Source organism: Mycobacterium sp. SMC-21 (genome assembly GCF_045310825.1).
In the GTDB taxonomy this organism is placed as follows: domain Bacteria; phylum Actinomycetota; class Actinomycetes; order Mycobacteriales; family Mycobacteriaceae; genus Mycobacterium.
In genome coordinates, this window is record NZ_JBJIAO010000001.1 from 46,372 (window position 1) to 68,924 (window position 22,553).

The window sequence follows — 22,553 nt, forward strand, 5'->3', positions numbered from 1 at the left end:
GTGTCGCTACTACCGGCCCGCGGGCAGCAGCACGGCTTTGACGACATCTCCGCGTTGCGTCGCCGCGATGGCGTCGTTGATCTCGTCGAGCCCGAACGTGGTGATCAAGCGGTCGACGGGTAGCGCACCGCTGCGGTACAGGTCGATGAGCGTCGGGATGAAGCGGCGTGGCACCGCCTGGCCTTCGACGACACCGCAGAGGGTCTGACCCTTGCCGACGAGCTTCGCGAGGTCGACCTGGATCGGGGTGCTCAGGCCCTGCAGGCCGACGACGGCGCAGACGCCGGGCGACGCCAGGCTGGCGATTGCGGCGCGCGCGGATTCCGGTTTGCCGATGCAGTCGACGGCGTAGTCGACGCCGGAACGGACGGCGCTTCTGGCGTAGGCGGGATCGACGGCGTCGGTGGCGCCCAACGACACCGCAAGCTCCCGCCGTTGCGGTTTGGGATCCACGGCGATGATCCGTTCGCAGCCGGCCACCTTCGCGGCCATGATGGCCGACAGCCCCACCGAGCCCGCGGCGAACACCGCGATCGATGAACCCGGCTCGGGGCGCAGCGCGTTCAGTACCGTGCCCGCACCGGTCTGGACGCCGCAACCGAGGGGAGCGAGTACGTCGAACGGCACGTCCTTCGGGACGCGTACCACGGTGTGAGCGACGGCGAGAGCGTATGTGGCGAAAGAGGATTGGCCGCAGAAGCGGGCATGCACCGGCGTGGTGCCGATCCGCATGCCACCGCTGCCGTCGAGCCGGGCGCCGGTGAGGTTGAGCATGTTGGAGCGCGAGCAGTACGCCATCCGGTCGCGTCTGCAATTGGTGCATTCCCCGCACCACGCGTAGCTGAGCACGACGTGATCGCCGGGCTGGAGGTCCGTCACATCGGCCCCGACGGCCTCGATGACGCCCGCGCCTTCATGGCCGAGAACCATCGGAAGTTGTTGGGGCTGCGCCATTCCGGCGATCACGAGGTCGCTGTGACAGATGCCGACCGCCTCGATACGCACGAGAACCTCGTCGGGGCGCGGACTTTCGAGCTCGACCTGGGTGACTTCGAACGGTTGGCCCGGTGCGCGCAGGACAGCGGCGTCCGCGGTGCGGGCCGGTTCGCACGAGACGAACTCGGGATCGCGCGGCCGCTCGGTGGTGTCCATCCGGGTCAGGTAGAAGTAGCCGGCCCGGCTCTGCCCCGGCGCTTCCATCGCCCCGATGAGGATGGTGTCGGAGATCTTCCGGAAATGATCCGCCATCGGCAGGTCGTGGTAGGTCATCGTGGCGGTTGCGCTGCCGCGGTAGTCCGTCAGCCGCAGGCTCGCGCCGCCGAAGATGGGGTTCACGAAACGGCGTCCCGCGTCGTCGAAGCAGACAATCGGTGCGACGTCATCGGCGGCGCCGAAGGACTTGCCGGCCCATTTGATCGCCTCCAGCTGCGCTTCGGCGGGGTGGCCCAGGCCGAACACGCCGCCCGCCCATTCGCCGAGCACGTCGTCGACGCCGACGGCGGACGCGTCGTCGTACAGCGCGTCGAGCTGGTCGAGCGTCGGGGCGACGCCGCGGTCGATCAGATCCTGGAATCGGTCGGTGAGGTTCATCGGCGGCCTTTCTTGGCGTGCTGTGGATGGCGGCCGATCGGGCCGAAGTAGGAACAATAGTGTTCCTGGAACAGAGCTGTGTCAAGATTGAGATATGACGACCGTGACGCGGCCTTTCCGTGGTGTGAACGCCGATCAGCGCGTGCAGGACCGCCGGAATCGCCTGATCGCGGCGGGCCTGGACGAAGTCGCGGAGGTGGGCGTCGCCGGGTTGCGGATGAACACCGTCTGCCGGCGGGCGCGGCTCAGCCAGCGGTACTTCTACGAGCATTTCGCGAACCGTGACGAGCTGCTCGCCGCCCTGTTCGACGACGTGATGCGGGACGTTTTCACGCAGACGCTGGCGGCCGTGGACGCCTGCGGGCCCGACATCGTCGAGCGGGCGAGCGCCGCGTTGGCCGTGTTCTACGACGTCATCATCAGCGATGTACCCAGGGCGCGGTTGTACGCCGAATCCGCCGGCGTCGCGGCCGTCGCGGCGCGGAAGAGGGTGGCGACCGATCAGTACGTCGCGTTCGTGACCGAGCAGGTGGCCGCCGTCGTCGGCCCCATGGACGACCGGACGACCGGCCGTCTGGCCATGGCGACACGGGTACTCGTCGGCGGCCAGGTGGACGCCGCGGTCGCGCTCGCTGCCGGCGACGTCGTCATTTCCCGCGCGGACTACATCGCGCTGTGCGCGCGCATGCTCAGCGACGCCATCGCGGCCGCGGCGGGCTGACTCAGCGCGCCCGCTTCGTGGGGGCGTAGGTCTCCAGATAGGCGGTACTCATCCGTCGCACTTCGTCGATGACGACCTCGTCGCCGGTCGGCGACTGCCGGAAGGCGACGTCGAGAAGTCGGTTGCCGGCTTCGAAGGTCAGCAGCACGACCAGGACCGGTGTGTCCGGATGCAACAGCTCGCGCTCGATGAGGTACCGCCAGAACTGTTCGGCCCACGCTTCGTCGGCGGCGCGGGCGGATTCACCGACGGCAGACGTGCGTTCGACGAACCACAGCGCGATCAGGCTGCGGTGCTCACGGAAGTAGTCGACCATGGTGTCGATCAGCACGTTGATGGCGCCGCGCAGGGTGCGGGCGCGGCTGCGTTCGAGCGCAGCCGTCAGGATGTCGTCGATCGCGGCGATATGCCGTTGCACGAGTTCGGCTTCGAGCTGATGACGGTCCGCGAAGTAGTGGTAGACGGACGCGGTCGGGATGCCGGCCAGCTCGCCGACAGCTTTGAGCGTGGCGGCCGCGTAGCCCTGCTCGCTGAGCAGCGTTTCGGCCGCGTCGAGGAGCGCCTGTGTGCGCTCCACGCCGCGGCGTTGAACTGCTGCCGGACGGGACCGGCCGGCGCTGGAAGGCGATGTACTGGGCATTGTTCGAGAGCTTAACCACTCGTGTCGTCGACGTGCTTCCGAGTATCGCGTGGGCACGGTGCCGGATGCCAAACGGTCTCGGGAAAGGCTATGCGACGAGCGCCGTTTCGGTTCGTGCGTGCGCGGTATGGCGGTCCAGGGTGCGATAACCGTAGTAGTACACCGTCATCTGAGCGGCCCAGGTGGTCAGCGCCAGGATGTAGAAGATCGTGTGGTGCTGATCGTCGCCGGGGATGCGGTAGAAGTCGTAGATTCCGGCGATCGCGGCCGCCGCAATGGTCACGGCGGCAACGGTTATCGCGTTGCCGTGTGCGCCGACCTGCCACAGTCGCCAGGCGAAATAGAACAGGAACAGCGTCGTCAGGACATTCATGACCACGTAGAAGATGGCCCCGGCGACGCCGAGGTCCTCGGCGAACAACGACATCACCAACCCACCGATGATCGCGAGCCCGAAAACACCGATGTCGACGGCAATCGACGGCTTGTACCCGTGCGTGACCTTCATGAGGCCGAGAACCAGGATCACGGTGATGCCGACTGACCGGGAGAAGGCATCGAGGAAGAATGCCGCGTGGTACATCGGGCTGCTCTCATTGGCGCCGACCAATCCGTACACCAGGAAATTGGTGCCCGACGACGCGACGATGATCCACTCGAGGCCCAGTAGGTAATTCTGGTAGTTGCGAATGAACTTGAAGCCGTAGGTGAAACCGGCGACGATCATGAAGATGTCGGCGAGCGCGTACAGCGCGGTCTTCAGATCCATGACCAGCCCCTCTAGTGCGCGCCGACGGGAAGCTCGGCGGTCGGCGTGCCGACCCGCTCCAGCGCGGAGTAGAACAGTGCCGGTTCGGCCCATTCCTCGGGCGTGAAAACGCCGGCACGGCTGCCGGATTCGAGCGCCACCACCATGAACGCCGCGCAGGCGGTGCCCGTGGCGGCCGCCATGTCGGTGAACAGATACGTGCCGGGGCCCGCGACCGGCGTACGACGGCTGGCGACGGTGGGGATGCCGTCCTTGAGTCCGGTCACCTCCACCTTCAGTCCCGATTTGTACGGGAAGGTATGGCCCGCTGCGGCTTTGGCGAGGAACGTGAGCAGCTCGAGGCGCGTCGACTCACCGGTGTGCACCAGGTCCCACATTCCCGACAGGCCGTGGCGCCAGCCTGCGACGCTGCCCACGCCGCCGGTGAGCAGCGATTCCATGAAGTCGATGGCCTTCTCGACGGGCATCTGGCCCTTCTGGACGGCCAGGCCGACGCCCCGGACCAGGCCGTTGTAGGGCGCCGGATCCAGGCCGCCGAAGCAGCGAATGTTCTTGGCGTCCGGGTATTTCCGCGGCAGCGTCACCGGTTCCGGATGGGCCGTTTCGTGCACGAGCGTCAGGCCCAGCCCGCCGCCCAGGTCCGTCCAGCGGGTCTCCAGCCACGATTGGTGCATGACCGGTCCGCCGTTCTCCCATGTCATGCAGGGGCCTGCGGCGACGCGCAGCATGTGGTCGAGTACCGCGCGACCGATCGAACCGCGCTCGTCGCCGACCACCCAGTAGACGTCGATGTTCTCGACGGTGTCCAGTTCGGCGGCGGCGTCGGCGGCCAGCACATTAGTGATGCCGGGCGAGGCGCCGCAGCCGATGTACATCGGAACCCCCGCGGCCTTGGCCGCGTCGCCCAGAGTCAGTGCGTGCAAGGTGCTTTCGATGTCATCGTCGAAATCGAGGTACGGCACCCCGGCTGCCAGACAGGCTTCCATCACCGGACCGGCGGTGCGGTTGTACGGGCCGGCGCCGAGCACGACGAGTGCCGCGCCGTCGATGGCGGTGTGCAGGCCTTCGCGGTCGTACAGGTCGAGCCGGGCTGCTGTCGCCAGCCCACTCGGCAGCTTCTTGATCAGTGGCTCGAGCAATTCCGGCCGGATGTCGTAGAGCGCGAGTTCCCAATCGCCTGCGGCGACCGCGAACCGTTCGATGGCCAGGCGACACATCTCACCGGCCGCGCCGATGAAGACGACCCGCCGTCGGGTGTTGGCCATGATCTTCTCCTTCTGAGGGGTCATCTCGCATCGATAGAAACCAATATCGAATCGAGATCGAGTTTAGGTTTCGCGTGGATGCACTGTCAATGCCCCTCGTGACGTGCGCTTTCGGCGCTAGGCTGCCGATCATGTCGCCGAGGGCTGCGTCCGCCGAGAGTCTGGCGCGCCGCCGACGTGTCCTCACGGTGGCCGCCAGGATCGGCTCCGTCGTCGCCGCCTTCCTCGGGACGCTGTCGATGTTCGCCGGTGAGGCGGGCGTCTGGATCGGCGCCCTCGCCGTTCTGTGCGCCCCGGTCTACCTCGTGATCCCCCGGTTGTACCGGTTCGGGGATCTCATCGCGCCGCTGACCTTCATCGCCATCGCGTACTTCCTGACCACTCTCGTGACCGCCTATGTGGGACGGGGGTCCGGCCAGCAGTTGTACTTCCTGGTCGCCGCCTCGCTCGTGGTGCTGGTCCTCGGCATCGAGCACATCGTGGTGGCATCGGTGGTGGCGGCGGTGGGCGCGGGCCTCATCATCGCGCTGCAGTACCTCGTGCCGATGGACACCGGGGTGCAACCGCAGTGGGTCACGACCGTCGGATTCCTCATCTCGGTGATCTCGTCATGGGTGCTGGTGGTTGCGACCATCTGGTACGCGATGCGCGAAATAGACCGTGCGGAAACCGCTTTGGCCGCCGAATACGAACGGTCCGAGTCGCTGCTGGCCAATATCCTGCCGGCGAAGGTCGCGCAGCGACTGAAGGATCCGCACCGGGACGTCATCGCCGACCGCTACGACGACGCCTCGGTGCTGTTCGCCGACATCGCCGGATTCACCCAGCGCGCAAGCGATACCACGCCGACCGAGTTGGTCCGGTTCCTCGATGGCCTCTACACCGACCTCGACACCCTGGTGGACCGCCATGGCCTGGAGAAGATCAAGACGAGCGGCGACTCCTACATGATCGTCAGCGGGGTTCCCGAGCCGCGGCCCGACCATCTGGAGGCGCTGGCCGATCTGGCTCTCGACATGGTCGGCGCGGTGGCCGAGCTGACGGACCCCAACGGGCGGCGGGTGCCACTGCGCATCGGACTGGCGGCCGGACCGGTGGTCGCGGGTGTGGTGGGCGCACGCAAGTTCTTCTACGACGTGTGGGGCGACGCGGTCAACGTCGCCGCCCGCATGGAAACCACCGATGTCGAGGGTCGAATCCAGGTGCCGCACAACGTCTATGAGCGGCTCAAGGACGCATTCGTGCTGGAGGAGCGGGGTGCCGTCGAGGTCAAGGGGAAGGGGGTCATGCGGACCTGGTACCTGATGGGGCGAATGTCGTCAGGTACGCGGTGAGCATGCGCCGACCCTCGTCCATGGTGGCGTCATCGCCCTTGGGGGAGCGCTGGAACGCCACGTCGAAGAGCCGATCACCGACCTCGAACATCAACTGGACGGCGAACAACGGGGTCGCTGCGGTGATGAGTTCGTGCTCGATGAGGAAGTGCCACAGCTTGTCTGCCCAGGATTCGTCGAACAACCCACCCAGCTCGGACAGTGTCGCGCTGCGGCCCGCGAACCACAGCTGCACGAATCCGGGATTCTCCCGGAAGTAGGCGAGCAGCGGGTCGATCATCGCGTCGACGCCGTCGCGCAGCGTCCGGATCTTGTTGCCGTACAGCGATGCCGCGAAGCGCTCGTCGATGACCGGGATGTGGCGCCGCACGAGCTCGGCCTCGACCTGCCCCCGGTCCGCGAAGTAGTGGTAGAGCGATGCCGTCGGGATGCCGGCATGCTCGCCGATCGCCTTGAGAGTTGCTGCGGCATAACCTTGTTCGGCGAGGATCGTCTCGGCGGAATCGAGGATCGCCTGGGTGCGTTCGATGCCGCGGCGCTGCACCGCGGTGCGAACAGCCGGCTGGCTCACCGACGAAGACTCGATCACGAATCGAGATTCTACCAGCGGCCTATGCGGCGGCCCGCTCCAATTCGTCGAGCGCCTCGCGTGAATAGACCGCCAGGCGCTGCAGGTGCGGCATGGTGTCTCGGCAGCCGACGAAGCCGAGGATGACCTTGTCGGTGTAGCCGACCAGGGTGATGTTCAGTCCGTAGCCGTCGCACAGGAAAGAGACCGGAGCGATCAATTCCAGCTGCGCGCCACCGAGGTACAGCGGTTCTCTGGTCAGGACCACGTTGGACACCGTGAGGTTGAACAACGGCGGAATCTTGGTCAGCGCACCGGTTTTCTGGCCGATCGTCAGGGGCAGCAACCCCATCAACGTGTAGTGGTTCAGGGCGTTCGGTGACATCGCGAGCAGTTCCTTCTTACCGCGCGTCGTCGAGGCGTTGATCACCGCCAGCCGCTGCAACGGGTCCGATTCTGTTGTCGCCAAAGGGCAGACGAAGCCCGCGGCCGCATTCAAGGTGTCCTCGTCGCGCTCCCAGCCCACCGGCACCGAGGCGGTCAGCGTCTGCTCGGGCAACTCGCCCTGCTCGTCGAGGTAGCGGCGCAGCGCCGCGCCACACACGGCGAGCGTCACGTCGTTGACGGTTGTCTCGGTGGCCTTGGCGATGGCTTTGAGGCGGCCCAGTTCGAGCACCTCGACGGCGAGCCGGCGCTGCGGCGTGAGGGTGGCGTTGAACGGCGCGCGCGGCGTGCCCAGCGTGGCGCCGACGTGGCTGTTGTCGCCGCCGATCATGCCGACCAGGCTCTTCACCAACTCGGCAGAACCCGCGACGCCGTCCGTCGTCCGGTTCCACAGCTCGTAGGCGACCGACGCGACCCGGTTCCGGTCGGGCACCTCGGCCTTGGGCCCGGCCTCGGACAGCGGCACATAGCGGTCGGGCTCGGTGCTCAACCACTTCTTGATGGTGTTGATCGCGCCCATGCCGTCCACCGCACAGTGGTGGGCCTTGAAGTACATGGCGAAGCGACCGTCGGACAGGCCCTCGATGAAGTGCGCTTCCCACAGTGGCCGGCGCATGTCGAGCGGGTGCGCGTGCAGCCGGGCGACCAGGGTGCCCAGATCGGCCTCGCTCCCGGGATACGGCAGCGCTGACAGCCGGACGTGGTACTCCGGGTCTGGGCGCACCTCGCGCCACTCGGGCAGCAGGCCATCGACGACGGCGCTGTCGAACGGGAACGGCAGGAACGACAGTTCGGCGAATGCGTTGTACAGGGTGCGGACGTAGTCCGGCCCGGCGCCGTCGGGCAGCCGGAACGTCAGCAGGGCGCCGATGTGCATGGGCGTCCGGTCGGACTCCATCCGGTAGAACATCGTGTCGACAGCGCTCAGCAACCGCATGGCAGCACTATGTCAGGCTCACCAGCTGGAATGCGGCGAAATCCGCGAGCAAGTCCACGCCCGACGCGAATTCCCGGTCCCGGTCGAACCGGGCGAGAAATGGTGCGCACGCAACCACTTCCGGGAGCGCGGAATCTTCCAGTTCGGCCTGCCGGGCGGCGATGTCGGCGGACTTTCCGCTGCCGAAGGTGGGGCCGGCGGACACCTCACGCAGCAGCATCCCGACGACGGCGGCCACCAGGACACGAGTGAGTCGCACGGCGAGCTCGGGGCCGGCGCCGGCCCGATGCAGGATCGACAGGAGAGCCTCGACGGGCGCGAGTCCGGCGAGCGTCGACATCTGCCGGGTCAGCACGAGCGTCGCGGCCTCCGGGTGGGCGAGGGTCACGCGCCGGAACTCGTAGGCGAGGGCCCGCAGGTCGGTCCGCAACTCGCCGGTGGGCGCCGGTGGTCGCAGCTGCCCGAGCAGATGTTCGGCGACGGCGTCCAGCAGATCGTCCTTGTCGGCGACATGGTGGTAGAGGCTCTTGGCGTCGACGCCGAGCAGGCGGCTGACGGACCGCATGCTGACCGCGGCGATGCCGTCCTGGTCGATGACGGTCAGCGCTGCTTCCCGAATCGTCGATCGCGTCAGCTGTGCCAGCGCCTTTGGCGGCCGCCCGCGGCGGGGAGTCGGGGTGGACGCGTTCATGGCCTCATTCTGGCCCAGACCCTTGCAAATTTCCACACCGTGGGATTATCGTCAGACTAATCCCACGGTGTGGAAATAGTTTGCAGTTCGAGGAGGACGCCATGACGCACCGCTTCGCCATCCCTTCCGTCGAGGTGTTGCAGGCCCGCGAAAAGCTCGTCCTCGACCACTTCCACGACGAGGTCCGACAGGACTGGGACGACGTGCTGGCCACGTTCCCGCATCCGCACTACGAGATCATCCCGACGCTCACCGTCCACGACGGTGACGCCGATGTGCGCGGCTACTACCACGACACCCGCGTCGCGTTTCCCGATCAGGACCACGAGATCATCGCGCTGCGACACAGCGCCGATGCTGTGATCGTCGAATTCTGGCTCCTCGGAACGCATCTCGGCCCGCTCGGTGGCATCCCGGCGACGGGCTCGCGGCACCGCACCCGGATGACCGCCTATTTCGTGTTCGACGAGAACGAGAACCTGGTCGCCGAACGCATCTACTTCGACACGCTGACGATGCTGAAACAACTTGTGGGAGGCCTGAATCTGCGTGATCCGCGAAACTGGCCCACCGTCATCCGCGGACTGCGGGGGCTGCTGGCCATGTCCAGCCAACCCGATGCCCGGCTCATCGAGACGGCCCCGGCAGACCTGACATGAGGGTCCACCACCTCAACTGCGGCACCATGCACCCGCATTTCGTGCCCGACGGATTGGTCTGCCACGTGCTGCTCGTGGAGACACCGGGTGGTCTCGTGCTCGTCGACTCCGGGTTGGGGCTGCGGGATGCCGAGTCGCCGGGCAGTCGTTTCGGTCCCGCGCGCTTCTACGTCCGCCCGGTGTTCGATCCTCGGGAAGCCGCGGTCCACCAGGTCCGCCGGCTCGGCTTCGAGCCCAGCGACGTGCGGCACATCGTCGTGACCCACTTCGATGCCGACCACGTGGGAGGTCTCGCTGACTTCCCTTGGGCGCAGGTGCATCTCACCGATGCCGAGGCATTCGCAGCACTGCATCCGAAGACGCTCGTGGAGAAGCAGCGGTACCTGCCGGCCGGTCACGCGCACGGCCCGATCCTGGTCGAGCACTCGCCCGCGGCCTCGGAGTCGTGGCGCGGCTTCCCCGGCGCCAAAGAATTGGCCGAGATCGCCGACGGCATCGTCTTGATCAGCCTGCCCGGGCATACGCGGGCACGCCGCGGTGGCCGTCGACGCGGGGGACCGCTGGATCCTGCACGCCGGCGACAGTTTCTATCATCGTGGCCAGCTTGACGGCAGTGGCACCGCGCCGTTGGCGCTGCGGCTGATGGAGCGCTCAGTGGCCTTCGATTGGAAGCGCGTGCAGGCCAATCATGAACGGCTGAGCGAACTTTGGGCTTTGGGTGAACCTGATCTGTCCCTCGTCAACGCCCATGATCCGCAGCTGCTGCGGGAAGCGGTCGGCAGCTAGGCCGGTTGGGCGTCGCGATCGGCGCTTGCTCTCTCGCCTAGCTGTACTGACCATGGACGTTAGGTACGGCGTGGCGTGGTGACATGAAGAAGACCTCCGAGTGAAGTGCGAGCTGTCTAGGAACGCACCAACTCTCTCGGAGGTCTTCGTGTCCCACCGTAATGCCCCGCTGTCAGAAACCGGTCGTCTGCGCCTGGCCCGTTGTGTGGTCGATGAAGGCTGGTCGCTACGCCGGGCTGCTGAGCGGTTCCAGGTCGCCGTCACGACCGCCCGGCGTTGGGCCTGCCGATATCGCGAACTGGGACCGGCCGGCATGGTTGACCGCAGCTCTCGACCCCACCGCAGCCCCAACCAGACACCGACCCGGACCGAACGCCGGATCATCAAGGTTCGGGTGACCCGTCGCTGGGGCCCAGCCCAAATCGGTTACCTGCTGGGCATTCACCCCTCGACTGTGCATCGGGTGCTGACCCGTTACGGCATCGCCCGACTGCGTTGGTTGGACCGCCCTACTGGCCGGGTCGTACGCCGCATCGAGTCCGCAGCGGCCGGCGATCTGGTTCATGTCGATGTCAAGAAGCTCGGCAAAATCCCTGCCGGAGGCGGCTGGCGGATGCTTGGCCGCACCAAAGGCGGCCACAACTCCAACCAAGACAAGAGCAGCGGCGTCTTCAACAAATCCCGACAACCGCTGCGCGGCTATCACTTTCTGCACACAGCCATAGACGGCCACTCTCGATTGGTCTACAGCGAGATACTCGCCGATGAACGCAAAGAGACCGCGGCCGCATTCTGGATCCGCGCCAACAATTGGTTCCACCAATGTGGGATCACGGTCCGAAACGTATTGACCGACAATGGCTCTTGCTATCGATCGCACGCCTTCCGTGATGCGCTCGGGGATAAAGTGCACCGCCGCACCAAGCCCTATCGACCCCAGACCAACGGCAAAGTAGAACGATTCCACCGCACCCTGGCCGACGAATGGGCCTACGTACGCCTCTATACCAACGACGCCGAGCGCTGCGCCGAATACCCACGCTGGCTCCACACCTACAATCACCACCGCGGCCACACCGCACTCGGAGGCCACCCACCCGCCAGTCGCGTGCCTAACCTCTCAGGTCAGTACACCTAGCGCGCAGTTACCTAGCCGCCACTTCGCGGCTCGCCCTCTGGCATGCCGGAAAGTTCGGAGCGATATATCCGTTGCCTTTCGAACGTATGTTCGATACGATGTGTTATGGGAATCTCACCGGATCTCAATGCTCTTCTCGATCATCTGCGTGGCGTGGACGTCCCCGACGACATGCCCGCGGGCGACGCCCTGGAGGCGCTGACGTACGTGGTGAAGCTGCGCAATGTGCTCGATCATCTGGCGGCGATGCTGACAGGAGTGCTGGATCGCTGCGGGGTGGCGTCATCGCAGGGGCGGTCGCCGCGGGAGTTGTTGATGGCGTTGGGGTGTGCGCCATCGGTGGCCGAGCGCTTTATCCGGGTATCGGGAGCCTTGTCGGTGTTGCCCACGCTCGCGGCGCATGCCGCCGACGGTGCGATCTCCGGGGAGCATGTCGATGCGATCGTCAAAGGCATCAACCACATCCAAGCCCGCGCACCCGGTGAGGTAGACGAGGAGACCCGGTTCGCGCAGGTGACCGATCTGTTGGGACAGTTCTTCTCCGGCGCCACCCCCGCCGACATCGACAAACGCGCCCGCCGGTTGGGCAACCGGGTCGCCGCCGCTGAAGGTGGGTTGCCGGCCGCCGAGGACCGGTCGATCAACACCGCCGACCACCGCATCACCAGCGACGGGCGGGTGCAGATCCGCGCAGACCTGGACGCCGAAGTCGGGGCCAAATACATCGCGGCGATCGAACAAGGATCAGCGCCGCGGCCCGAACCCGACGGCAGCCCCGACACCCGCACGGCGGGCAGGCGGCGGGCGGATGCCCTGGAAGCGGTGCTGGACATCGCCGCCCGCGGCGGGGACGTCGCCTCAGCGCCGCGCACCCAACTGCTGATCACCGTGCCCGCCGACACGCCAGACCTGGCCACGCTGGAATTCATCGGATCGATCAGCACCATGACCCTGGAACGACTCACCTGCGACACCACCGTCACCACCATGATCGTCGACGGCGAACACGTACCCCTGGACATGGGGCGCGAGAAGCGGCTGTTCCCGGCGCACCTGCGCAAAGCGCTGTATCTGCGGGATCAGTGCTGCATCAAATGCGGCGCACCACCCGGACGCACCCACGCCCACCACATCATCCACTGGACCCACCACGGTGAGACATCACTAGCCAACGGGTGTCTGCTGTGCCCGGCCTGCCACGCCAACGTCCACCACGACGGCTGGGATGTGGTCATGGGACTGGACAAACATCCCTGGCTCATCCCACCAGAGACCGTCGACCCACACCGAAAACCCATCCCCGCATACAACCGCCGCACCATGCGCCTCGACCACGCGGCCGCATAACACCTAAAGCGTTGCGCACCTTGACAACTACACAGTGTTAGCCGGGGTCAAGGTGGCCGGCGTGTACGGCCGGAGTGGCCGCTGCCGGACGAACGTCGGCCACCAGAACCAGGGGCCCAGCAGTCGCACCAGACACGGCACGATGAACGACCGCACCACCAGGGTGTCGAGCAGCAGGCCGATGCAGACCGTCGACCCCATCTGGCCGATGGTCCGCAGATCACTGGAGAGCATGGCCAGCATGGTGAACGCGAACACCAGGCCCGCGGACGTCACGACGCCGCCAGTGCTGCCGAGGGCGCGGATGAGGCCGGTGTTCAGGCCGGCGTGGATTTCCTCCTTGAGCCGGGCGACCAGCAGCAGGTTGTAGTCCGAGCCGACGGCCACCAGCACGATGAAGGTCAGCGGCAGGATCAGCCAGTGCAGGGGTAGCCCGATCAGGTGCTGCCAGATCAGCACCGACAGCCCGAACGCGCCGGCGTAGGAGAACGCCACCGTGCCGGGAATCACCAAGGCGGCCACCAGGGATCGCGTGATGATCATCATGATCAGGAAGATCAGGACGAAGGCAGCGATGGCCGCGATCATCAGGTCGTTCTTGGCGTACAGCTGGATGTCCTTGTTGTTGGACCCGGATCCGCCGATGTAGATCTTCGACCCGGCCAGCGACGTCTCCTTGAGCGCGATCTTGATCGCGTCGGGGAACTGTTCGACGTGCTCGATGCCCTCGGGCCCCATCGCGTTGCCCTCGTGGGTGACGATGAAGCGCGCAGCATGCCCATCGGGCGACATCATCAGTGACATACCGATTTTGATGTCGTCGTTGTCGAACGCTTCGCGGGGAATGTAGAAGAAGTCATCACTGCGCGACGCGTCGAAGTCGTTGCCGACGTTGATCATGTCGTCGAAGGTCTGGTCGGTATTCCGGTTCTGAATGTCGGTGGGGCCGTAGTTGTTCACGATGATCGCGAGCAACGCCTGATTGTCGGCGACCGTCTGGCGCAGCAGCGACACCATCTGCGGCATGAGGCTGTCGATCACCTCGAAGGATCCGACGGCCTTGCCGATGTCGGCCGCCAGGTTGTCGACCTTGTCGATCACGTCGAACAGCGACCGGAACGACCAGCACACCGGGATATCGAAACAGTGTGGTTCCCAATAGAAATACGCGCGGAGCGGGCGCATGAAATCGTCGAGGTTGGCGACCGCGTCGCGCATGTCGTTGGTGACCTGCTCCATGTCCTCGAGGGTCAGCACGGTGTTGTGCAGCTCGTCGGCGAGGGTCTGGGTCAGGTCGGCCGTCTTCTTCAGCACCTCGATGCTGTGCGCGGTGATCTTCGCCTGCTTCGCGGTGTTCTCGTTGTTGTGCTGGGTGAACGGCAGCTGCTGACCGTTGCCGCTGCCCTGTGTGGTGAAAAGGTAAGGAATGGAGGCGTGTTCGAGCGCCCGTCCCATGGGGCGGGTGATGCTCTGCACCATCGCCACACCGGGCAGACGGATCAGGGCCTTGGCCACCCGGTCCAGCGAGATGAAGTCGGCCGAGTTGCGCATGTCGTGGTCGGCTTGGACCATCAGCATCTCGCTGAACAGCTTGCTCTTGGGGAAGTGCCGGTCGGCGGCCTGAAATCCCTGGTTGGCCGGGGCATCTGGCGGCTGGTAGGTACGGTCGTCGTAGCTGACGCGGTAGGTGGGCACAAACACCGCGCCGACCGAGACGACCGCGACACTGGCGACGAGGATCGGCTTGGGCCAGCGCACCACGGCGGTGCCGATGCGCCGGTACAGCTTCGCCTTGACTTCCTGTTTCGGGTCGAAGAGCCCGAAGAGGCTGCCGACGCTGAGCAGGGCGGGTCCGATGGTCAGGGCGCCGGCGATGGTGATCAGCATGCTCACCGCGACGGCGGGGCCCATGGTGTGGAAATAGTTCAGCCGAGCGAACGTCAGACACGCGCAGGCGCCGGCGATGGTCAGACCCGAGCCGACGATGACATGCGAAACACCCTTGTAGGCGGTGTAATACGCGTCCTCACGACTTTGTCCGGCCAGGCGGGCCTCGTGATATCGGCCGATGAGGAAGATGCCGTAGTCGGTACCCGCGCCGAGGGTCAGCGAGATGACCATGTTGGTGGCGAACGACGACAGCGGGATGAAGCCGTAGTGCCCGATCGCCGAGATGACGCCCTTGACCGACAACATCAGCAGGATCACGCCGAAGAACGGCACCAGCATCGTGACGACGGAGCGGTAGACCAGCAACAGCATGAAGATGATCAGGAACATCGTCGCGATGGTGATGTTGTTCAGGCTGGAGTTGGCGATCTCGACGGTGTCGGCCGCCAGCGGCGCCGCGCCACTGACGTAAACCTTCAGTCCGGCAGGCGGATTGGAGTCCTTGACGATCTTCCTGACGGCGTCGACCGAATTGTTGGCCTCCATCTGCCCGATGTCGCCGGCGAGGCGGAGCAGGACGTAGGCGGATTTGCCGTCGAGGCTCTGCGCGCCGGCGGCGGTGATCGGCTTGCCCCACGTGTCCATGACGTACTGGACGTGCGTGGTGTCGGCGTTCAGCGTGCGGACCAGGCCCGCGTAGTAGTCGCGGTCCTGCTCGGTCAGGCCGCGATCGGCTTCCAGCACCAGCATCGTCAGGCTGGTGGAGGTCGACTCGTGGAATTCCTTGCCGATGGCCAGCATGGCCACCTGGGACGGCGCGTAGGTCGGCACCATCGGGCCGGCGAGTTCCTCTGCGACATCTTCGATCTTCGGCACGAAGGTATTGGTGACCACCGCGAGCAGGGCCCAGAAGACGATGATCGGAATCGCCAGCAGGCGAACCATTCTGGGGACGAAGGGGCGCTTTGCCGCGCTGTGCGCCGGGCGGGCGATCGGGGCGGTGTCGGTGTCGGTCACGCGGACTTCACCCGGCAGGCGACGTCGGCGTTGCCGTGCTCGTCGGACTGTTCGTCGCGGACAACGTCATTCACCTTCATCCGGCAGCCGACGGTGCCGCCGTGCACCTGGACCGAGATGCTGCCGGAGACGACGGTGAGGGTCGTGGTCTCGGTGTGCGACCACGGCAGTTCGGTGAGATCGACCTTGTGGGGGTGTCCGCTGATGTCGACGTAGGACAGCAGGCCGCCGGACCCGAGGGTGCCGAACACCTCGTAGGTGAGCGTCTTGGGGGTGAACTCCGGGGGCGCCTGCGGCGGGTTGACGGCCAGCACCGGCCCCGGCTCGGAGAATTCGTGGACCTTGACCATGCACAGCACGCCGACGCCGATCGCGATGAGGGCGATCAACGGCATCCAGGCTCGTGCGAGGAATCGTCGGGCGGTAGAGCGTTGGCTCACTCGATCACCTTTCGACGTCGGCGAGTTGTATATCAATTAACTTGAGATGAATCGGCGTAAACACTATCAGTGATTGGACACGCACGGCTTTCCACATATTCCGTGGAATAGAAAGACGAGGTGAGAGCGTCCAGCTAATTCCCAGAATCCACCAAGGTGACGTTTCCGAGCCGCTTTTTCAGCTTGATCACGCGGAAGATCTGGGTGGTCACATTGATGGACGAGATCATGGCGATGACCCCGAGAAAGGTTCGCTCCGAAGGGGTTGCGCCGTGGAGTTGCTCGAGACTGCCGAGCACGTAGAAACACCCCAGCGAAAAGATCGTCAGGGGAATTGCGAATGTCATCAACGTCCGCTGATTGTCGATCACCTGGGTGGCATATTCGAGCTCTTCAGCGGTCATCGGCTGGCGCTTGCGGACCTTCGTGAGCACCGTCTGCTTGGCCCGGACGTTTTCGGCGATCGGCAACTGCGGTTGTTTCCGCAGGCGCTGGATGTAGAAGAACATCACCGTCGCGGCGAACAGCAGTGTCAGCAGGGCGACGTCGGCCAGCTTGCCGAACAGGTGCCAGTCGGTGCCGAGGAAGTTCCAATCCATGGGGCACTCCTTTGCAGTTCGCAGATGGGTGGGACGTTACCTCAGCTAACTGGCAACACGCGGTACTTGTCAACTCAGTTGATATAGGGTCTTGATGCTCGACCGCTCATGACACAGACTGGCCGTGATGACGCACGTGCAGACCGTCAGGGGCCCGGTGCCCGTCGACCGCCTCGGGGCCACGCTCATGCATGAGCACGTGTTCATCCTGAGTGACGAGATCCGGCAGAACTTCCCGGACTATCCGTCGCGATGGGACGAGGACGCCCGCGTCGCCGACGCGATAGACCAACTGCGCCAATGCAAATCGCGTGGCATCGACACCATTGTCGACCCGACGGTGATCGGGCTGGGCCGGTACCTGCCCCGGATTCAGCGGGTCAACGAGCAGGTCGACATCAACATCGTTGTCGCGACCGGCATCTACACCTACAACGACGTGCCGTTCCAGTTCCTGCACACCGGACCCGGCCTGCTCTTCGACACCCCCGAGCCGATGGTCGAGCTGTTCGTCCGTGATATTCGGGAGGGCATCGGCGGTACCGGCGTGCGCGCGGCCTTCCTGAAATGCGCCATCGAGCATCAGGGACTGACGCCAGGCGTCGAGCGGGTCATGCGCGCAGTCGGCCAGGCCCACGTGCAGACCGGCGCGCCGATCACCGTGCACACCGACGTGCACAGCCGCTCCGGGCTCGTCGCGCAGAGAGTGCTGGGGGAGGAGGGCGTCGACCTCACGAAGGTGGTGATCGGGCACTCGGGCGACAGCACCGATCTCGACTACCTGTGCACGCTCGCCGATGCCGGTTCGTACCTCGGCATGGACCGCTTCGGGCTCGACATCCTGCTGCCGTTCGAGCAGCGCGTCGACACCGTGGCGGAGCTCGCCAGACGCGGATACGCCGAGAAGATGGTGTTGGCGCATGACAGTTCGTGTTTCATCGACTGGTTCTCGCACGAGGGCAAACTGGCCGCGGTGCCCAACTGGAACTTGACGCACATCAGTGACGACGTACTGCCCGCGCTGCGCGAACGCGGCGTCACCGACCAACAGATCACCACCATGCTGGTCGACAATCCACGCCGGTATTTCGGCGGCGAGATCAGTTGAGCCGCAGCGTGATGCGTCTACTACTGATCTCCGACACCCACGTGCCCAAGCGCGCCCGCGACATGCCGGCGCGGGTCTGGGACGAGGTGGCCCGTGCCGACGTGGTGTTGCACGCCGGCGACTGGGTGGACGTCGCACTGCTCGACGAACTCGAGCAGCGAGCGACACGGCTGGTCGCCTGCTGGGGCAACAACGACGGTGCAGAGCTGCGGGCCCGCCTGCCCGAGCGGGCCGACGTGACGCTCGAGGGCGTCCGGTTCACCGTCACGCACGAGACCGGCGCGTCGTCGGGACGCGACGCGCGCATGGCCCGCCTGTACCCCGACACCGACGTACTGGTGTTCGGGCACAGCCATATTCCGTGGGACAGCACCGCGACAACCGGACTGCGGCTGCTCAACCCCGGCTCGCCGACCGACCGCCGACGCCAGCCGCACTGCACCTACATGACGGCCTCGGTCGGCGATGGCACGTTGTCGGACGTAGTGCTGCATAAGCTCTGACCCGCGGGAAATTGACGCTAGGTTGGTCGGCATGGAGCAGAAGCCGCCCACCGATGCCATTGCCGCCGCCAACCGCGCCCACACCGCGACGCTGCCGTTCGCGGACACCCGGGACTTCGAGGACGCCGACCGCGGCTTCATCGCCGCGATGGAACCGTGCGTCGTCACCGCGGCCGACGGAAGAGTGGTGTGGGACAACGACTCCTACAACTTCCTGAACGGCGACGCGCCGGACACCGTGCATCCGAGCCTGTGGCGGCAGTCGCAGTTGTGCGCCAAGCAGGGCCTCTACGAGGTGGTGCCGGGCATCTATCAGGTGCGCGGCCTGGACCTGTCGAACATCAGCTTCATCGAGAGTGACACCGGCATCATCGTCATCGACCCGCTGATCTCCACCGAGACCGCGGCGGCGGCGCTGGCGCTGTACCGCGCGCACCGCGGTGACCGTGCGGTCCGGGCCGTCATCTACACGCACAGCCACGCCGACCACTTCGGCGGCGTGCTGGGCGTGACGTCGCAGGCCGAGGTCGACGCCGGCCACGTCGTGGTCATCGCGCCGGAGGGTTTCACCGAGCACGCGGTACAGGAAAACGTCTATGCCGGAACGGCAATGGCGCGGCGGGCGGGCTACATGTACGGCGCGGCGCTCGACCGCGGTCCGCAGGGGCAGGTCGGCTGCGGCCTGGGACAGGTCGGGTCGACGGGTGAGGTGGCACTGATCGTGCCGACGCTCGACATCAAGGTGACGGGCGAGACCCACACCATCGACGGCGTCGAGATCGAGTTCCAGATGGCGCCCGGCACCGAGGCGCCCGCCGAGATGCACTTCTATTTCCCGCAATTCCGCGCGCTGTGCATGGCCGAGAACGCCACCCACAACCTGCACAACCTGCTGACGTTGCGCGGCGCGCTGGTCCGTGACCCGCACGGCTGGGCGGGCTACCTGACCGAGGCCATCGACACCTTCTCCGGCCGCGCCGACGTGGTCTTCGCGTCGCACCACTGGCCGACGTGGGGGCAGGACAACATCGTCGAATACCTGTCGCTGCAACGGGATTTGTACGCCTACCTGCACGACCAGACGCTGCGTCAACTCAACCAGGGCTACACCGGCATCGAGATCGCCGAAACCTTCCAGATGCCACCGGCTCTGGAGAAGGCCTGGCACACGCACGGGTACTACGGCTCGGTCAGCCACAACGTCAAGGCCGTCTACCAGCGCTACATGGGCTGGTTCGACGGCAATCCGGGCCGCCTCTGGCAGCACCCGCCGGCCGCCGCGGCGCCGCGCTACGTCGCGGCGATGGGCGGTATCGACCGGGTTGTCGAGCTGGCGCAGGCCGCGTTCGACGAGGGTGACTTCCGTTGGGCGGTAACCTTGTTGGACCACGCGATCTTCACCGACGAGCACCACGCCGCGGCCCGGGCGCTGTATGCGGACACGCTGGAGCAGATGGCGTACGGTGCCGAGAACGCCGTGTGGCGCAACTTCTTCCTGTCCGGTGCCACCGAGCTGCGGGTCGGGAACTTCGGTACCCCGACGCAGAGCTCGTCGCCGACGCTGCTCGCGCAGCTGACCCCGGAGCAGATGTTCGACACCTTCGCGATCAACATCAACGGCCCGCGGTCGTGGGACCTGAACCTGGCCATCGACGTGACGTTCGAGGATGTCGCCACCAACTACCGGTTGAGCCTGCGCAACGGGGTGCTGGTGTACCGCAAGGTGGCCGCCGACCCGGATACCGCCCAGGCCACCGTCACGCTGGCGAACAAGTTGCGGCTCTTGGCGTTTGCCGCGGGCGACACCAGCTCGCCGGGTGTCGAGGTGACGGGTGACGCCAGTGCCCTGCCCACGCTACTGGGCGCGATCGACCGGCCCGACCCGGCGTTCAACATCATCACGCCGTAGCCGGGCCGGCCGACCCGGCTAGACGGTCGGCACCCAGTTGCCGTGGAAGCCGGCCGGCACGCGGTGCGGCAGCTTGATGCTCGCGACGTCCTGCAGCGTCTGGGCGTCGAGGATCGCCAGCTCACTGCGGTCGGTCGGCGCGTCGTAGACAAAGCCCATCAGCACGCCGTCGTCTTCGGCGGCGGTCGGCGACGACGGGTGAAAGACGAACTCGCCCAGCTCTTTTCCGGCACCGAAGTGACGGGTCGCGGTGTTGCCGCCGACGAAGTCGTGTTTGAGCAACGTGTCGCTGCCGGCGGCGCCCTCGCTGATCGTCGGCGCGTAGCCGTAGCGGTGACGCTTGCCGACCAGGCGTTCGTCGACGCGCGGGAATTCCTGGGGGTGGTCGTCCACGCGGTCCTCGAGCACCTTGCCGGCGCTGAGGTCGATGGTCCACCGGTCCAGCGTCGGCGGCCCCTCGTTGGGGCCGATGCGGTCTGTGTCGAACATCTTCGGGTGGCGCACCACGTCCAGGACGATCGTGTTGTCGTCGGGGGAGTCGTAGGCGTTCATCGGGTGGAAGACGTAGCACGGTTCGACGTCGAACCACCGCACGTCGGCGTTGCCGCCGTCGCGGGGCATCACGCCGATGCGCGCCGGGTACTTGGGGTTCCACGAGTACGGGAAGCGCCGATCATTCGATCTGAAGCTCGACTGGCGCGCGACGACCGGATCGGGAATCTTGACCCGGCCGATCACCGAGGACAACAGCAGTCGCGCCGGCAGCCGCAGTGCCTTCGGTACCGCCATTTCCGCGATGGTTTTCGCATCGAAGCTCACGGGCAGGTCGTAGAAGATGACGTGGCGCTCGGTCAGCGAGAAATCGTGCATCATCGGGCTGCCGTGGACCTCGATGTCGACGGTGCGCTTGGCCCGGCCATCGGCACCGATCACCGAGTACTGCACGGTGTTGCCACGGGTGAAGCTGTACGAAACCGCGTGCAGTTCACCGGTTTCCGGGTCACGTTTCGGGTGTGCGGTGTAGCCGCCGCTGAGGGTGCCGTCGAAATCGCACGCGCCGACGGTGTCCAACTCGTCGGTCAGCTCGTAACTCGCCCCGCCACCTTCGACCAGCGCCAGGGTCTTGCCGGCGTGGCCCAGTACGTTGGTGTTGGCGCCGATGCCGAACGGGCTACCGTGCCCGGGCGGCGTGCCCTCGCCGAGCGCGGCCGTGGTCAACGGCCCACGCACCCAGCGATTGCGGTACCACTCGGCCTTGCCGTCGCGGAGGCGGATGCCGTGCACCATGCCGTCACCGAGGAACCAGTGGTAGAGCTCGGGGTCGATTTCGCCGATCGGGTTGGGGCCGTTGCGCAGATAGCGGCCGTCCAGGTAGTCCGGGATCGTGCCGGTCACGGACAGCTCGGTCAGGGTGTACTCGTCGTGCAGTGGCGCGAAGGCGCCTTCCAGGTAGCGGTTGGTCATCCCAGAACCTCCATAACAGTGTTATTGGCCGCGGTTACTGGTATAACACTGTTATGAGAGGTCTGCAAGGGTGAGCGAAGAAATTCGTCGGCAATTGATCGAAGCCGGCATCGTGATACTCGAACGCGACGGTCTCCAGGCGCTGACGGTGCGCAAGCTCGCCGCCGAGGTGGGTACGTCGACCATGGTGGTGTACACCCACTTCGGCTCCATGACCGGTGTGGTCGACGCCCTGTCGGCCGAGATCTTCGCGCGGTTCGGTGCGGCGCTGGCAGCCATCCCGCACACCGATGACCCGGTGGCGGACTTCTTCTCGATGGGCGCCGCCTACCGCCGGTTCGCGCTGAAGAATCCGCAGCACTACCAATTGATGTTCGGCACGACGGTCCCGGCATCGTTGTCGAGCGTCCGCAGCGATCTGACGGTGACCGGCCATGCCACATCGCGCGACGCGTCCTTCCAGACGCTCTGCGATTCGGTGCGCCGGATGGCCGAGGCCGGGCGCATCCGTGACGACGGCGAAGCCGCTGTCGCAGGCCGGATCTGGAGCATGTGCCACGGGGCGGTGATGCTCGAGATGGCCGGATTCTTCGGCGCGGAAGGCCACGGGCTGCGGGATATTCTCACCCCGATGACCGTCGATTTCCTCGTCGGAATGGGTGACGACCGCGAGCGCGTCAACGAGTCACTCGCCACCGCGGCCGCCGCGCTCGTGGCCAGTGGCCACTTGTGAA

The 22,553-nt window shown here is 66.0% G+C and carries 20 protein-coding genes and 1 pseudogene; 10 read left to right on the forward strand and 11 right to left on the reverse strand.

The genetic code is table 11. From position 1 onward, the window contains the following. Positions 1–9 precede the first annotated feature (9 nt). Positions 10–1,590, reverse strand: a complete 1,581-nt coding sequence (locus tag ACJH6H_RS00235; protein WP_406773999.1) for an alcohol dehydrogenase catalytic domain-containing protein — start codon at positions 1,588–1,590, stop codon at positions 10–12. A gap of 94 nt (positions 1,591–1,684) precedes the next feature. On the opposite strand from ACJH6H_RS00235, the gene ACJH6H_RS00240 reads away from it, so the two are divergent. Further along, a complete protein-coding gene (locus ACJH6H_RS00240) occupies positions 1,685–2,311 on the forward strand; it encodes a TetR/AcrR family transcriptional regulator (RefSeq protein WP_212807448.1) in 627 nt (208 codons plus the stop codon). 1 nt (position 2,312) lies between these two features. Here ACJH6H_RS00240 and ACJH6H_RS00245 read toward each other — a convergent pair whose 3' ends face one another. From ACJH6H_RS00245 to ACJH6H_RS00255, 3 genes are all read right to left on the reverse strand, one after another. Beyond that, the gene (locus tag ACJH6H_RS00245; RefSeq protein WP_212807447.1) at positions 2,313–2,951 is read right to left on the reverse strand and encodes a TetR/AcrR family transcriptional regulator; all 639 of its coding nucleotides are present in this window, start codon (positions 2,949–2,951) and stop codon (positions 2,313–2,315) included. Positions 2,952–3,039: 88 nt separating this feature from the next. Next, positions 3,040–3,720 carry a transporter gene (locus ACJH6H_RS00250; RefSeq protein ID WP_318983954.1) on the reverse strand — a complete coding sequence of 227 codons (681 nt, stop codon included), beginning with the start codon at positions 3,718–3,720 and terminating at the stop codon, positions 3,040–3,042. A gap of 11 nt (positions 3,721–3,731) precedes the next feature. After that, positions 3,732–5,009, reverse strand: a complete 1,278-nt coding sequence (locus ACJH6H_RS00255; protein ID WP_318983953.1) for a saccharopine dehydrogenase NADP-binding domain-containing protein — start codon at positions 5,007–5,009, stop codon at positions 3,732–3,734. 107 nt (positions 5,010–5,116) lie between these two features. Here ACJH6H_RS00255 and ACJH6H_RS00260 point away from each other — a divergent pair, with 107 nt between their 5' ends. Then, on the forward strand, positions 5,117–6,319 hold the full coding sequence (locus ACJH6H_RS00260) for an adenylate/guanylate cyclase domain-containing protein (RefSeq protein WP_318983952.1): 1,203 nt from the start codon (positions 5,117–5,119) through the stop codon (positions 6,317–6,319). On the opposite strand, the gene ACJH6H_RS00265 is transcribed toward ACJH6H_RS00260, so the two are convergent. From ACJH6H_RS00265 to ACJH6H_RS00275, 3 genes are read right to left on the reverse strand one after another with little or no spacing between them, the layout of a single operon-like run. After that, positions 6,270–6,908, reverse strand: coding sequence for a TetR/AcrR family transcriptional regulator (locus tag ACJH6H_RS00265; RefSeq protein WP_318983951.1), 639 nt, complete (start codon positions 6,906–6,908; stop codon positions 6,270–6,272). The genes ACJH6H_RS00260 and ACJH6H_RS00265 overlap by 50 nt on opposite strands. Positions 6,909–6,930: 22 nt before the next feature. After that, positions 6,931–8,268 (reverse strand): wax ester/triacylglycerol synthase family O-acyltransferase, encoded by a 1,338-nt coding sequence (locus ACJH6H_RS00270; protein WP_318983950.1) that lies wholly within the window; start codon positions 8,266–8,268, stop codon positions 6,931–6,933. A gap of 7 nt (positions 8,269–8,275) precedes the next feature. Next, positions 8,276–8,959 carry a TetR/AcrR family transcriptional regulator C-terminal domain-containing protein gene (locus tag ACJH6H_RS00275; protein ID WP_318983949.1) on the reverse strand — a complete coding sequence of 228 codons (684 nt, stop codon included), beginning with the start codon at positions 8,957–8,959 and terminating at the stop codon, positions 8,276–8,278. Between the two features lie 101 nt (positions 8,960–9,060). On the opposite strand from ACJH6H_RS00275, the gene ACJH6H_RS00280 reads away from it, so the two are divergent. The 4 genes and pseudogenes from ACJH6H_RS00280 to ACJH6H_RS00295 all read left to right on the forward strand — a co-directional run bounded on the left by ACJH6H_RS00280 (position 9,061) and on the right by ACJH6H_RS00295 (position 12,889). Then, positions 9,061–9,618, forward strand: a complete 558-nt coding sequence (locus ACJH6H_RS00280) for an ester cyclase (RefSeq protein ID WP_029104767.1) — start codon at positions 9,061–9,063, stop codon at positions 9,616–9,618. Then, a pseudogene (locus ACJH6H_RS00285) lies at positions 9,615–10,404 on the forward strand (MBL fold metallo-hydrolase). Before ACJH6H_RS00280 ends, ACJH6H_RS00285 begins: the two are co-directional and overlap by 4 nt. 148 nt (positions 10,405–10,552) lie before the next feature. Further along, complete coding sequence (locus ACJH6H_RS00290) at positions 10,553–11,542, forward strand: IS481 family transposase (RefSeq protein ID WP_406774000.1); 990 nt, start codon at positions 10,553–10,555, stop codon at positions 11,540–11,542. A gap of 105 nt (positions 11,543–11,647) precedes the next feature. Further along, positions 11,648–12,889, forward strand: a complete 1,242-nt coding sequence (locus ACJH6H_RS00295) for a DUF222 domain-containing protein (RefSeq protein WP_406774001.1) — start codon at positions 11,648–11,650, stop codon at positions 12,887–12,889. 27 nt (positions 12,890–12,916) lie between these two features. On the opposite strand, the gene ACJH6H_RS00300 is transcribed toward ACJH6H_RS00295, so the two are convergent. The 3 genes from ACJH6H_RS00300 to ACJH6H_RS00310 form a co-directional block, all read right to left on the reverse strand. Next, entirely contained in the window at positions 12,917–15,724 is a 2,808-nt protein-coding gene (locus ACJH6H_RS00300) for an RND family transporter (RefSeq protein WP_406774126.1), read from the reverse strand. Between the two features lie 68 nt (positions 15,725–15,792). Then, positions 15,793–16,191 (reverse strand): MmpS family transport accessory protein, encoded by a 399-nt coding sequence (locus ACJH6H_RS00305; RefSeq protein WP_029119092.1) that lies wholly within the window; start codon positions 16,189–16,191, stop codon positions 15,793–15,795. Between the two features lie 179 nt (positions 16,192–16,370). Next, positions 16,371–16,835 carry a hypothetical protein gene (locus ACJH6H_RS00310; protein WP_029119091.1) on the reverse strand — a complete coding sequence of 155 codons (465 nt, stop codon included), beginning with the start codon at positions 16,833–16,835 and terminating at the stop codon, positions 16,371–16,373. Positions 16,836–16,962: 127 nt separating this feature from the next. Here ACJH6H_RS00310 and ACJH6H_RS00315 point away from each other — a divergent pair, with 127 nt between their 5' ends. Genes ACJH6H_RS00315 through ACJH6H_RS00325 form a run of 3 tightly spaced genes read left to right on the forward strand, consistent with a single transcriptional unit; the run spans position 16,963 to position 20,355 of the window. Continuing rightward, positions 16,963–17,943 (forward strand): phosphotriesterase, encoded by a 981-nt coding sequence (locus ACJH6H_RS00315; protein ID WP_064857778.1) that lies wholly within the window; start codon positions 16,963–16,965, stop codon positions 17,941–17,943. A gap of 11 nt (positions 17,944–17,954) precedes the next feature. Continuing rightward, the gene (locus tag ACJH6H_RS00320; RefSeq protein WP_064857777.1) at positions 17,955–18,446 is read left to right on the forward strand and encodes a metallophosphoesterase; all 492 of its coding nucleotides are present in this window, start codon (positions 17,955–17,957) and stop codon (positions 18,444–18,446) included. Between the two features lie 31 nt (positions 18,447–18,477). After that, a complete protein-coding gene (locus tag ACJH6H_RS00325) occupies positions 18,478–20,355 on the forward strand; it encodes an alkyl/aryl-sulfatase (RefSeq protein ID WP_406774002.1) in 1,878 nt (625 codons plus the stop codon). Positions 20,356–20,373: 18 nt separating this feature from the next. On the opposite strand, the gene ACJH6H_RS00330 is transcribed toward ACJH6H_RS00325, so the two are convergent. Further along, positions 20,374–21,819 carry a carotenoid oxygenase family protein gene (locus ACJH6H_RS00330; protein ID WP_406774003.1) on the reverse strand — a complete coding sequence of 482 codons (1,446 nt, stop codon included), beginning with the start codon at positions 21,817–21,819 and terminating at the stop codon, positions 20,374–20,376. Between the two features lie 70 nt (positions 21,820–21,889). On the opposite strand from ACJH6H_RS00330, the gene ACJH6H_RS00335 reads away from it, so the two are divergent. Beyond that, the gene (locus ACJH6H_RS00335; protein ID WP_406774004.1) at positions 21,890–22,552 is read left to right on the forward strand and encodes a TetR/AcrR family transcriptional regulator; all 663 of its coding nucleotides are present in this window, start codon (positions 21,890–21,892) and stop codon (positions 22,550–22,552) included. The last annotated feature ends 1 nt before the right edge of the window (position 22,553 follow it).

Bases quoted from the DNA above. Each gene is read 5' to 3' on its own strand.
- ACJH6H_RS00235 (WP_406773999.1), bottom strand. From the start codon at position 1,590: ATGAACCTCACCGACCGATTCCAGGATCTGATCGACCGCGGCGTCGCC.
- ACJH6H_RS00240 (WP_212807448.1), top strand. From the start codon at position 1,685: ATGACGACCGTGACGCGGCCTTTCCGTGGTGTGAACGCCGATCAGCGC.
- ACJH6H_RS00245 (WP_212807447.1), bottom strand. From the start codon at position 2,951: ATGCCCAGTACATCGCCTTCCAGCGCCGGCCGGTCCCGTCCGGCAGCA.
- ACJH6H_RS00250 (WP_318983954.1), bottom strand. From the start codon at position 3,720: ATGGATCTGAAGACCGCGCTGTACGCGCTCGCCGACATCTTCATGATC.
- ACJH6H_RS00255 (WP_318983953.1), bottom strand. From the start codon at position 5,009: ATGACCCCTCAGAAGGAGAAGATCATGGCCAACACCCGACGGCGGGTC.
- ACJH6H_RS00260 (WP_318983952.1), top strand. From the start codon at position 5,117: ATGTCGCCGAGGGCTGCGTCCGCCGAGAGTCTGGCGCGCCGCCGACGT.
- ACJH6H_RS00270 (WP_318983950.1), bottom strand. From the start codon at position 8,268: ATGCGGTTGCTGAGCGCTGTCGACACGATGTTCTACCGGATGGAGTCC.
- ACJH6H_RS00275 (WP_318983949.1), bottom strand. From the start codon at position 8,959: ATGAACGCGTCCACCCCGACTCCCCGCCGCGGGCGGCCGCCAAAGGCG.
- ACJH6H_RS00280 (WP_029104767.1), top strand. From the start codon at position 9,061: ATGACGCACCGCTTCGCCATCCCTTCCGTCGAGGTGTTGCAGGCCCGC.
- ACJH6H_RS00295 (WP_406774001.1), top strand. From the start codon at position 11,648: ATGGGAATCTCACCGGATCTCAATGCTCTTCTCGATCATCTGCGTGGC.
- ACJH6H_RS00300 (WP_406774126.1), bottom strand. From the start codon at position 15,724: ATGGTTCGCCTGCTGGCGATTCCGATCATCGTCTTCTGGGCCCTGCTC.
- ACJH6H_RS00305 (WP_029119092.1), bottom strand. From the start codon at position 16,191: ATGCCGTTGATCGCCCTCATCGCGATCGGCGTCGGCGTGCTGTGCATG.
- ACJH6H_RS00310 (WP_029119091.1), bottom strand. From the start codon at position 16,835: ATGGATTGGAACTTCCTCGGCACCGACTGGCACCTGTTCGGCAAGCTG.
- ACJH6H_RS00315 (WP_064857778.1), top strand. From the start codon at position 16,963: ATGACGCACGTGCAGACCGTCAGGGGCCCGGTGCCCGTCGACCGCCTC.
- ACJH6H_RS00320 (WP_064857777.1), top strand. From the start codon at position 17,955: ATGCGTCTACTACTGATCTCCGACACCCACGTGCCCAAGCGCGCCCGC.
- ACJH6H_RS00325 (WP_406774002.1), top strand. From the start codon at position 18,478: ATGGAGCAGAAGCCGCCCACCGATGCCATTGCCGCCGCCAACCGCGCC.
- ACJH6H_RS00330 (WP_406774003.1), bottom strand. From the start codon at position 21,819: ATGACCAACCGCTACCTGGAAGGCGCCTTCGCGCCACTGCACGACGAG.